The organism is Marinilactibacillus kalidii, assembly GCF_017599325.1.
Classification (GTDB): Bacteria; Bacillota; Bacilli; order Lactobacillales; family Carnobacteriaceae_A; genus Marinilactibacillus; species Marinilactibacillus kalidii.
This window is the reverse complement of the sequence record NZ_JAGFVM010000031.1, coordinates 80,074-92,202: the sequence shown is the minus strand read 5'-3', so window position 1 is coordinate 92,202 and position 12,129 is coordinate 80,074. Positions and strand designations below refer to the sequence as shown.

The window sequence follows — 12,129 nt, the reverse complement described above, 5'->3', positions numbered from 1 at the left end:
TTAATGATTACTTTTTACGTCTGATTTTTTTCTTTTTCTTCTTAGTCATATTCTTAGAGGCTTTATTCATAGCCATTTTGCCTAATTTACCCTTAATACCGCCACCAAATAGATTTTCCATGCCATTCATATTACCATTAGACATTTTGCTCATCATATCTTTTGATTGCTTGAACTGCTTGATCATACGATTCACTTCAGCAATATTCCTTGCTGAACCTGCAGCAATTCTGCGTCTACGTTTTTGGGAAAGGATATCTGGATTTGATCGTTCTTCAGGTGTCATAGACATAACGATCGCTTTCATATGCGCCATATCTTTGTGATCCATTTCAAATTGGTCCATGCCAGGAATTTGATTAACACCTGGAATCATTTTAATTAGATCTTCGATTGGTCCCATATTTTGCATTTGATCCATTTGTTCAATGAAGTCATTGAAATCATACGTGTTCTCACGCATTTTTTCAGCCATTTCTTCAGCGCGTTTTTCATCAACTTCTTGTTGCGCACGCTCAACTAGTGTCAGGATATCGCCCATCCCTAGTATACGATTTGCCATACGATCTGGATGGAATGGTTCTAACGCGTCTAAACGCTCGCCAGTACCGGTAAATTTGATTGGTTTTTGTGTAACGGAACGAATAGAAAGTGCAGCCCCACCACGAGTGTCGCCATCTAATTTTGTTAAAATGACACTGGTGATATCTAAGCGGTCATTAAAGGTATTCGCTACGTTAACAGCATCTTGACCCGTCATGGCATCAACAACTAAGAATATCTCATGTGGATTGATTGCCGTCTTAACATTCTCCAGCTCATCCATCAGCGTTTCATCGATGTGCAGTCGTCCAGCAGTATCGATAATGACCACATCACGATTTGTATCAATCGCTTCTTGAATCCCTTTTTCAGCGATTTCTACTGGACTTACCTGATCGCCCATGCTAAATACAGGTACGTTTAAATCTCTTCCGACTGTTTGTAACTGATCGATTGCTGCAGGACGATAAATATCGGCTGCGACCATTAATGGTTTTTTGTTTTCATTTTTACGTAAATAATTGGCTAATTTACCAGCAGTCGTCGTTTTACCAGCACCTTGCAAACCAGTCATCATATAAACGGTTGGTCCACGGTCTGCGAAAACGATTTTTTCTTGGGTATCCCCCATTAAATGAGTAAGTTCATCATTAACGATCTTTACGACTTGTTGCCCACCATTGATACTTTCTAAAACTTCTTCACCAATCGCTTTTTCTCTGACTGTTTTAACAAAGTCGCGAACAACTTTGTAGTTAACATCCGCTTCAAGTAAGGCTAGGCGAACTTCACGCATCGCGTCTTTAACATCCGCTTCAGTGATTTTTCCTTTTTTTCGTAGTCCGGAGAATGCGTCTTGCAAACGTCCAGTTAATCCCTCAAATGCCATTCAGATTATTTCCCCTCTCGTTTCGGTTCGTAGTTGACTTCCTGTAAAAGCTGAAGCAATGTAGAATCCGTTGAGTATTTTTCTGTTGCGTATTCACGTACTTTATCGAGTGCTTGTTGTTTATGATCAAAATCTTCAACTAAATGCAATTTAGCCTCATAATCCAGTAAAATCGCTTCTGATCTTCTCACATTATCGTAGACTGCTTGTCTACTGATGTCAAAATCTGCGGCGATCTCACCGAGAGAATAGTCTTCTCCGTAATAGAGTTGCATATACTCTTGCTGTTTTTTCGTCAGCAACGGGCCATAGAAACTGAATAGTGTATTCATTTGAAGTGTCTTTTCTAGTTCCATAAAACCGGCTCCTTTAAGTGGTTTGCTGAATCAATTCTTTGAATAATCCGATCGCAAATTTCTCAGAATCGAAGACATGCAAGTCATTCATTGTTTCACCTAGACCAACAAATTTGACTGGAATATTCAATTCCTTACCAATGGCAATAACGATACCACCTTTTGCAGTACCATCCATTTTCGTCAAGACAATACCGGTTACATCGGTGGTTTCTTTAAAGATTTTGGCTTGGTTCAAAGCATTTTGTCCAGTCGTTGCATCTAAGACAAGTAGTGTTTCATGAGGAGCATCTGGAATTTCTCGACTGATGACACGTTTCATCTTTTCAAGTTCGTTCATCAAGTTTTTCTTGTTCTGTAAACGACCTGCCGTATCAATTAATAAAACATCAGCGCCATGTTCTCTCGCTTGCGCGATCCCATCATAAACAACTGCAGCTGGATCGCCACCTTGCTTAGTGGAAACAACTTGTGCGCCTACGCGCTCACCCCATACATGTAACTGTTCAATTGCTCCAGCTCTAAAAGTATCTCCGGCAGCCATAACAACTTTTTTACCTTGATCAATATATTGATGTGCCATTTTAGCGATAGTAGTTGTCTTACCGACACCATTTACGCCTACAAATAAAACGACTGTCAGACCATTTGGATTATCATTGAACACGTGATGATCCGGATTTGTTTCACCGTATAAATCGACCATTGTCTGAACGATTACGCGTTCTGCATCAGCCATACTACGAACATTTTGTACTTTAGACTCGTGTCGAAGTGTTTCTGAAATGTACATCGTTGCTTCAAAACCGACATCTGATTCAATCAATAAGTCTTCTAGCTCTTCAAAAAATTCTTCATCTTCGTATCGAAAATTAGCTAGCAATTCATTTAATCTTCTAGTGAAAGAGCGACGAGATTTTTGAAGTCCTTTTTCGTACTGTTCGGTTTCTTTTTGTTCCGCTCGCTCAGGTTCTACTGGCTGGGAGACAGGTTGTTCTATTGTTTCTGAAGGTGCTTTCTGTTCTATTTGTTCAACTTCAGGTTTCGTTTCAGTTTTATCAGTATTTGTGAAAGCGGATTTGATCTTATCAAACAATCCCATTATATCTCCAACTTTCTTTTTATAGTCGTGATCAAATTGATGACCCTTTTTTATCTTACCTAGTTTAACACATATTGTTCTATAGCATAAGCAACTCCATGATCATCATTTGATTTTGTAACAACATCAGCATGTTTCTTCACTTCTTCAGTAGCATTATCCATTGCTACGCCAATTCCAGCATACTGGATCATCGCCAAATCATTCTCCTGATCGCCTATCGCCATGATCTCACTGACATCCAAATCAAGTTGTTCAGCCAGTAAAGCTAGTCCCTTACCTTTATCCACTGTCTTTGGCAAAATTTCAAGTAAATTCGGTCTAGATTTCATGATCGTATAGCGTTCATGAACCGTTTCTGGAATTTGACTGATCGCTTGATCTAACTCTTCTTGGTGCCAACAGAAGATCAACTTATTCATTGCTGTGTTCTCTGGAAGAGAGCCAGTATTAATGGGTTTAAAAGGTAGTATGTTCATGATCGACGGATATAAAGAGTCTTTTCCTGCTGGATAAGCAGGTTCATAAACAGTATTTAAATCTATAAAATTACAAGGCACATTCAAAGTTTTACTGAGTTCGTAAATTTCTAGGACAGAATTTTTATCCATCGTGATTTGACTCAAGCTTTCGCCACTTTGTGTCCATTGGATCAAGCCACCATTGTACGTAATGCCTAAATCTCCTTCTTCAAGAAGATTACAAGCTTCAAGAATGTGTAAGATAGCTTTCAAAGGGCGTCCGGTACATAAAACCACCTTAACTCCAGCTTCTTTTGCACGTTGAATAGCTTGCCGATTTTCTTCAGAAACTTCTTTATTTTTATTCAGCAATGTACCATCTAGATCTAATGCAACTAATTTAATACCCAAAATGAACGCTCCTTTTTGCTTGAAAATTTTTCTTCAGTTAATTGACGATGCTCTTAAGGAGAAATCCCTTCGATTTCTTCAACATCTTTCAGACGAACCGAAACAAGTTTAGAGACACCTTTTTCTCTCATAGTTACGCCGTATAGACTATCGGCTTCTTCCATGGTTCCTTTACGGTGAGTGATGACGATAAATTGCGTATCACTAGAAAAGTTTTTCAGATACTTTCCGAACCTAGATACATTTGCTTCATCAAGCGCTGCTTCAGCTTCATCGAGAATACAGAATGGTATCGGCCTTACTTGGATAATAGCGAATAGTAAGGAGATAGCCGTCAGTGCCCGTTCCCCACCGGATAGTAAACTTAATGATTGCAGATTCTTACCAGGCGGCTGCGCAACGATCTCGACTCCTGAAGTTAACAAGTTTTCTGGGTCAGTTAATCGCAGTTCTGCTTTACCACCGCCAAACATTTGTGGGAAAACGATTGAAAATTGATTTTTGATCAAATTGAATGTTTCTTCAAATCTCCGCGATACTTCGGTGTCCATTTGATCCATTGTATCGTACAAACGTGCTTTGGCTTCTAAAAGGTCTGTTTGTTGTGCGCTTAAGAAAGTGAAACGCTCATGTACACGCTCATATTCTTCAATCGCACCGACATTTACAGGTCCTAGTTCTTCAATACCCTTTTTAAGCAATTTAACTTTTTTCTGCGCAGCTTCTTCAGATAGGTCAATTTTAGGTTCTAATTTCGCTTCTTCATAGCTTAAACCGTATTCTTCAGAGAGGTAAGCCAGATAATGATCAAGCGATACGTCTGCTCTAGATAGATTGATTTCAATCGTTGTCTTACGATCGCTTAAGGTTTGTTTGTCAGCTTGACGAGCAGTCAAGCGGCTTTCCACTTGGCTTTTATCTGTTTCTAATTGTTGCGCATCTTGTTTTAGCGTTTGTTCTTTATCACGCAAAGCCACTTGATTTGCTTTATGTTTCTCTAGTTGTTCTTTTAGCTCTTCTTTTGAACCGAAAGACTCACCCGATTCATAGGCTTTAAGATCATCATGCAAGACACGAATATTTTCATCCAATTGCTCTTTTTGTGTTTTAAAATGTGTGACCTCTGCTTTAACAGCAGCTTGTTTTTCATTAACCGTATGCAGTTTGTCTTGCAGTTCTTCTAAAGTAATTTGTAAAGCACGCTTCTGTTCTTCTATATCTTCTTTTTCTGCAGAAAGTTCACTCATTTCTTGTTTATGAGCTTTCATTCGTGCATCGATTTGTTCTCTACTAGTAGCAATTTCTTTCAAACGGGTCTGGTTCTCGCTATATTCTTTTTCAGCTTGATTATACTCATAAGAAAGGGCTTGGTGTTCTCTACGTAGACGTGTCCGTCTTTCTTCCACTGAATTCAGTTCATTTTGTAATTGTCGCTCATCAACGCGCTTCTCTTCACCAGCAGAGCGAACTTCTTCTAATTCTAAAGAGAGTGTTTTACGGCGTTCTCTATCGTTAAACAACTCTTCTCTACGAAGATTGACCGTTTTTTCCGTTTCATCGATAAAGATGTCTAATTCTTTCAATTCTTTCTTTTGTGAAAACAAGTGTGAATTGGAAGAGCGTTTCCCGCCCCCACCGGTCATTGAGCCGCCGGCATTCATCATATCTCCTTGTAAACTCACCACGCGGTAGCGATAGTTAACGGTGCGAGCGATTGCGTTAGCAGCATCGAGAGACTCAGCTACAATTGTATTACCTAAGAGGTTTTCTAAAATATTCGCTACCCGTGACTCATATTGAATCAATTCACTAGCTATACCCAAATAACCATCGATTTCACTAGCTGCTTTTTTAACATCATTACGGATCAATCGTGACTGAATCGTTGTCAAAGGTAAAAAGGTCGCTCTACCTGCTCTAGTCGCTTTCAAATGCTGAATAGCTTGACGACCGGCTTTTTCATTTTCAACGACCACAAACTGACTAGAAGAGGCAAGCACAGTATCGATTGCTTCCAGATAATCTTTAGGTACTTCAATTAAATCAGCAACCGTACCAACAATCCCCTCTAATCGAGACTTGTTCTTCATAACAGCTTTGACACCAGCGAAATAGCCAGCATAATTTTCTTGCATCTCAAGTAAGCTCGTTCTTTTAGCCATCGCTTGTTGAAGTTTGCCTTGTGCTTGATTCAGACGGACTTCTTTACTTTCAATTGCAGTTGTCAATTGCTCCATTGTTTCTTTCGTTGTCTGAAACGAAGCAAGTAATGTATCGACTTCATTTTTTAAAGTCGCATGTTGTTTAGATTTCACTTCAACTTGTTCTTCTAACTCAGCTAATTCTTTTGTCGTTTTGACGGCGTTTCTAGAGACTTTCTCTTTAGAGACCGATTGTTGTTGAATTTGTCTCTCAAGATAAGTCTGTTCGTTTTTTAAAGTTGTCTGTTCTTGCATTAAATCGATATAAGTAGCCCGTAACGCTTCAATAGCTTCTTCTCGATTCCCTTCCAAACGTGTCTTATGTGCTTGTTTTTCTTTAACGAGTGCAGATAGTTCGGCTGATTGCTTAGAAAGCTCGTTCAATTGATCTTTGACGGTATCATAAGAGGCAGTCACTGTTTTTTTCTGTATTTCTAATTTTTCAATTGACGCTTTTTTCTCATCTAAAAAAGCTTCTTTATGCTTTTCTTTTTCTGCATATAGGTTTAGTGCAGATTCCGTACGTTCGATGGATTGGACTGTTTTTAAAAGATCCGCTTGTATTTGTTCGCGTTCTTGCTCTAACTGCGCTTGTTTCATTCGAAGTTCTTGCGCTTGTTCATTATCTGCATCAATTGATTTGACCAGATTCGCTAATTCCTGAGACAGCTTATCTAAGGCTACTTGATCAGTTTCAACGGATTGTTGCAATTGCTTGATTTTTAAAACAGATAATCCAATATCAATGCCCGTCAGCTCTTCTTTTTGTTCCAAATAAGATTGCGCCAAATCGCTTTGCGCTTTGAGCGGTTCTACTTGAGCATCTAATTCATACAAAATATCTTGGACACGATCCAAATTATCTTGCGTATCTTCCAGTTTACGTTCAGCTGATTGTTTACGGAGTTTGTATTTAAAAACGCCTGCAGCTTCTTCAAAAATAGACCGACGATCTTCCGCTTTACTATTGAAAATAGCTTCAACCTGACCTTGTGAAATGATTGAAAATGATTCTTTTCCTAAACCGGAATCCATAAAAAGGTCGACAATGTCTTTTAGTCGACAAGCTTGCTTGTTCATTAAGTATTCACTATCACCACTGCGATTGATTCTTCTAGTGACACTGACTTCTTCAAAGTCCACAGGAAGAAAGCCATCTTGGTTATCTAAAACCAAGGTGACTTCCGCAACGTTTATTGGTTTTCTTGAATCCGTACCAGAGAAAATAATATCATGCATGCGACCACCACGGAGGTTCTTGGCAGATTGTTCGCCCATCACCCAACGGATCGCTTCAATAATATTACTTTTCCCACTACCATTAGGACCAACGACAGCAGTTACGCCATCATTGAAATCCAATGTCGTTTTATCTGCAAACGACTTAAATCCTTTCAGTTCCAGCTTCTTTAATTGCACAGATGTTTCCTCTCCTTGCTAACGATATGAGAACTTGGACCCACTGGTCTGAATTGATTGGTTTACTGTTCTTTTTCAAGTGTCATCAATGCGACTCGGGCTGCTTCTTGTTCTGCGCCTTTTTTTGAACGGCCTCGCCCAGTTCCCAATGAGTCTCCTTCGACAAAGACTTCAACGATAAATTGACGATCGTGATCAGGTCCGATTTCTTCAATAACTTGATAAACGATTGTAACTACACCATTTTTTTGTAAGAGTTCTTGTAAAGCAGTTTTGTGATCCATCCCATGAGAGAAAGCACCAGAATCTATTTTAGGAAATAAGACTCTTTCAAGAAAATGCATAACGACTGTCATACCTTGGTCAATAAAGATTGCGCCTACAAATGCTTCAAAGACATCGCATAATAAGGATGGGCGTTTTCTGCCATTCATTAATTCTTCTCCTTTACCTAAACGGAGAAATTGAGCTAATTCACATTCCTTTGCTAGCATCGCTAAGCTTTCAGCTCTAACAATAGCAGCGCGCATTCTTGTCAATTGACCTTCAGGTAAATCTGGGAATTTATTGTATAGGTATTCAGAAACAGTCAATTCTAAGACGGCATCTCCTAAAAATTCCAATCGTTCTAAATTTTTCAATGTTAACTCTCGATGATCATTCGCATAGGATGAATGAGTAAAGGCTTCGATCAGCAGTTCTTGATCGTGAAATGTAATACCAAAATTGTTTTCGACATGTTGAATAAGTGCTTTTATCAAACTTCTACACTCCTTTCTTTTCTTTATATACCTATATTATACTGGAATTATGGATAAAAATAAACATTCATTACAGTTATAGCATGGTTATCTAACGATGATCATGATTTTTTACACAAAAAAACGATACTTTAAGTAGTATCGTTTTTGACCTAAGGGATTATTTTAAGTATACGTTTGAATCGTTTGAATAAAAGATTGGTACGTTTTACACTGCAGTAACTTCTGAACAATGGCAGGCGTATTGACGATTCTGCCCAATACATCGTAGAGAAGTTGAAGATCTTCTTGACTATTTTTTTGCACATTCAATAAGCAAACAAATTGCACCTTTCGTTCTCCCCATATAATGGGTTGATTCAATGTACAAAAGGTTAGAAACGTTTGATCGGTTTGCGGTGAAATAGGATGTGGAATAGCCACATAATTGCCATAGGCTGTCGGTGCAATTTCTTCTCTTTTTTTCAATTCATCTACATAACCTTCAGGTAACGAATGATTTGTTTTTAATGCATCGTAAAAATATTCGAATACAGCTTCTTTTGATTTTAGTGTGAGATTCAAAAAGGTATGCTCTTCTTTGATAAAAGTTAACGGACTTGACTGATCACCTTTGATAAATCGATCAATACTATTCAGATCCATTTGACTCAATATAGCATTAACTTCAATGACTGGTACTGGTAATACATCCTTTATCGGGACAGCACTTACTACAAAGTCAATGTCTCCATAAGGTATATCTTTCAAGCGATATAGTTCTGTTGTACCCACCACATCGATAACAGAACGGAATTCAGATTTCAATTTGTATTGGATAAGTTTTGAACTTCCCACACCCGATGCACAGACGATATAACATTTTTTTAAAGTCTGTTTCTCTTTAGCTCTTTCTATCGCTGCTCCGATATGAAGGGCAATATAGGCGATTTCATTTTCATCGATTTCTACTTCTAATGTATGGTCAATGACGACTGCTGCCGTTATTCCCGCTTCAAAAGCTAAAGGATAATGAAGTTTAATATCTTCAAGCATCGGATTACGAATATTCATATTGTATTTATACCGGTTGATAGCAGGCTTCAAATGTAAAGCTAAACTGACACGCAGTTCACGGTCTTCTATCAAGTCAAGACTCATCTCAGCATTTATCTTTTGAAGAATACGGTTAACCAGACTATCTATTTCTGGATCTACCACAGGATCCGTCGATTCTTTCAATAATAATGTTGTATTAACTAATTTAGTCCCTAATAAATGGATAGCAATATAAGCGATTTCAATTTCTGGAAACCGAACACCTAATACTTCTTGAATTTGAGTAATGATTTTTTGAGCAACATGATATTCTTTCTGCGTTTTGATGTCCATTAACTCTTTTTGAATTAAATTGACGCTATATCCTTCTTTGATTCGTTTATAAGCAATCACAATATGCACGAAGAGATTATTCAAAGCGATATCTGATAAGACGATTCGATTTGCATCAATTTGATAAAGCAATATAATCCAAATATCATTTAAAATAGATTCGCTCATTTCAGCAATGGCACTTACTTGTTTTAACTGGATTAGATTAGGACCAATTTCGCGGTGATCATATAAATATTCTGAAATCGCAAAACGACGGTTTAATTCAGTACCTTTTAATATCAGTCCATAATTTGGGCGACTCACTAAACTGAGAGAATAGGGCTCAAGTAAGGTTTTAATTGTTTTGAGATCTGCTTGTAGCGTTGATCGACTGACATGAATCTCTTCGCTCAGTGCTTCAAGTTTGATCGATTCATTTTTTCTTAGTAAGAGGTTCAACATATACTTAACGCGCTCATTAGGTGAGTTAGGCATATCTCTGTTCTGGTTAAAGGTCGGATCAAGCTCTTTCACATAAGCATCAAACTGTGGTTGATCATGAACTACGAGGTCAAAGCCTTTTCCTTTTAGGGCTTGAATCGTTGCATTTACATTCTCTAATTCTTCATTCAATGTCTTGATATCTTTTCTGATCGTCCGAGAAGAAACTTCTATTAAAGCAGCCAATTGATCACTGGTCACGGGTTGTTTCGATGATGAAAGTTTCTCGAGAATTTTCATTTGTCTTCTACGCATCCTTCTCCTCCTTCCTAAAAAAAGTAATCGATTGGCTAATATCTTTTCTTACACATGAATAAAGCGCAGTAATACGATATCACTACGCTTATTCGTTACTTTTCAGTTCTACTCGTTGAATCCGTTATTCTCGGAAACATCTGCGTACCACGAAGCACTTTTCTTAGCAGTTCTTTCTTGTGTTTCTAAATTAACGGAGAAGAATCCATAGCGATTTTTGTAAGCATTCATCCAAGACCAGTTGTCCATAAATGTCCATAGATGATAACCTTTCACATTACAGCCTTCTTGAATAGAACGATGTAGCCATTTTAGATGTTCTTTTATAAAGTCAATTCTGTAATCATCTTCAATTCGACCATCCACTAAAAACTTATCTTCATCTTGCACACCCATACCATTTTCTGAAATGAATGATTCGATGTTGCCATAGTTTTCTTTCAAGTTGATCATAATATCATAGATACCTTTTTCATAGATTTCCCAACCACGATAAGGATTCATTTTTCTTCCTGGCATTTCGTAATTATCGAAGAACCAATCGGGCATGAAAGGACTATCCGGGTGAGGTTGTGTATCTCTAGCCTTCACTCTTCTAGGTTGATAATAATTCACTCCAAGCAAATCTACAAGGTTATTTTTTAATAATGCCTTGTCTCCTTCTTCTGTAACAGGCAGTTGATCATAAGTTGAGAGTAAGTCGATCAAGTCTTGAGGGTATTCCCCTTTAACAGCTGGATCAAGGAAGCTTCGATTAAAGAATAAATCACAAATGTGAGAAGCCTTTAAATCAGCTGGATTCTGACTTCTAGGATAAGACGGTGTAAGATTTAATACGATACCGATCTTTCCATCATAGTTCTCGTGATAACGTTTAACAACACGTGCATGGGCAACCATTGTATTATAGCCAACTTGGAAAGCTTTTTTTGCATCCACGATATTAGGGTAATGAAAATCATATAAGTAGCCACCTTCAACAGGCACCACTGGTTCATTAAATGTAAACCATTTTTTCACACGGTCTCCAAATAATTCAAAAGCGACCGCTGCATAGTCATCATAAGCCTCGATCACATCACGATTTTCCCACCCGCCAATTTCTTGCAGTTCAAGTGGCATATCAAAGTGAAAAAGATTTACGAAAGGTTCTACACCATTTTCAATCAATTCATCAATCACGTTATTGTAAAAAGTAACGGCGTCTTGATTAACAGGACCTCTTCCTCCAGGGATTAGTCTAGCCCATGAAATCGAGAGTCTAAAGCTATTGTGATTGATTTTTTTCATGTTAGCGATATCTTCCTTATAACGATGATAAAAATCAGAAGTCACTGCTGGTCCAACATTTTCGAAAAAACGATTTGGTTCTTTTTCGTACCACTGGTCCCAAATATTTTTACTTTTTATTCCATTTTCGCCACCTTCTGTTTGTGTGGCTGATGCCGCACTGCCCCACCAGAAATTTTCAGGGAATTGATACTCGACTGTCATATAATTGACCTCCTTATTTTAATCGGTAAAGCTCTACAATTTCAGTTGCCAAATCACGAACAGTCATGGCAGTCATGAGATGATCTTGAGAGTGAATCAAAATAATATTCAGTTCTTGTTTTTCACCGCGAGCCTCATTTTGCAGTAAGGCTGTTTGATGTTGATGTGCTTTACCAAGTTCTTCACTAGCTTCTTTTAATTTATTGTCAGCCTCTTCAAAGTTGCCTTCTTTTGCTTCTTGAATGGCTTCCATTGCACTGGACTTGCCATTTCCAGCAAATAAGATAATTTGAAATGCGACCTCTGTCATTGTATCCATTTTATTGACCTCCATAAAAACGAAAAGGAAAGCGAATGTCTAAGACACTCGATTTCCTTTATGC

Annotated in this window: 9 protein-coding genes; all 9 read right to left on the bottom strand. The window is 38.1% G+C overall.

Going from position 1 to position 12,129, the window contains the following annotated elements:
• Positions 1–7 precede the first annotated feature (7 nt).
• Positions 8–1,432: a signal recognition particle protein gene (gene ffh, locus J5J05_RS08065; protein ID WP_208560175.1), complete on the bottom strand. Its 1,425-nt coding sequence runs from the start codon at positions 1,430–1,432 to the stop codon at positions 8–10.
• 5 nt (positions 1,433–1,437) lie between these two features.
• The gene (locus J5J05_RS08060; RefSeq protein ID WP_208560174.1) at positions 1,438–1,788 is read right to left on the bottom strand and encodes a putative DNA-binding protein; all 351 of its coding nucleotides are present in this window, start codon (positions 1,786–1,788) and stop codon (positions 1,438–1,440) included.
• Positions 1,789–1,801: 13 nt separating this feature from the next.
• Positions 1,802–2,890 carry a signal recognition particle-docking protein FtsY gene (ftsY, locus tag J5J05_RS08055; RefSeq protein ID WP_208560173.1) on the bottom strand — a complete coding sequence of 363 codons (1,089 nt, stop codon included), beginning with the start codon at positions 2,888–2,890 and terminating at the stop codon, positions 1,802–1,804.
• A gap of 59 nt (positions 2,891–2,949) precedes the next feature.
• A complete protein-coding gene (locus tag J5J05_RS08050; protein WP_244244670.1) occupies positions 2,950–3,762 on the bottom strand; it encodes a Cof-type HAD-IIB family hydrolase in 813 nt (270 codons plus the stop codon).
• 53 nt (positions 3,763–3,815) lie between these two features.
• Positions 3,816–7,382, bottom strand: coding sequence for a chromosome segregation protein SMC (smc, locus tag J5J05_RS08045; RefSeq protein ID WP_208560172.1), 3,567 nt, complete (start codon positions 7,380–7,382; stop codon positions 3,816–3,818).
• Positions 7,383–7,444: 62 nt separating this feature from the next.
• A complete protein-coding gene (rnc, locus tag J5J05_RS08040) occupies positions 7,445–8,143 on the bottom strand; it encodes a ribonuclease III (RefSeq protein WP_208560171.1) in 699 nt (232 codons plus the stop codon).
• A 165-nt stretch (positions 8,144–8,308) separates the two neighbouring features.
• Complete coding sequence (locus J5J05_RS08035; RefSeq protein WP_208560170.1) at positions 8,309–10,252, bottom strand: BglG family transcription antiterminator; 1,944 nt, start codon at positions 10,250–10,252, stop codon at positions 8,309–8,311.
• Positions 10,253–10,360: 108 nt separating this feature from the next.
• Complete coding sequence (locus J5J05_RS08030) at positions 10,361–11,746, bottom strand: glycoside hydrolase family 1 protein (RefSeq protein ID WP_208560169.1); 1,386 nt, start codon at positions 11,744–11,746, stop codon at positions 10,361–10,363.
• A 13-nt stretch (positions 11,747–11,759) separates the two neighbouring features.
• Positions 11,760–12,065 carry a PTS sugar transporter subunit IIA gene (locus J5J05_RS08025; protein WP_208560168.1) on the bottom strand — a complete coding sequence of 102 codons (306 nt, stop codon included), beginning with the start codon at positions 12,063–12,065 and terminating at the stop codon, positions 11,760–11,762.
• Between the last annotated feature and the right edge of the window lie 64 nt (positions 12,066–12,129).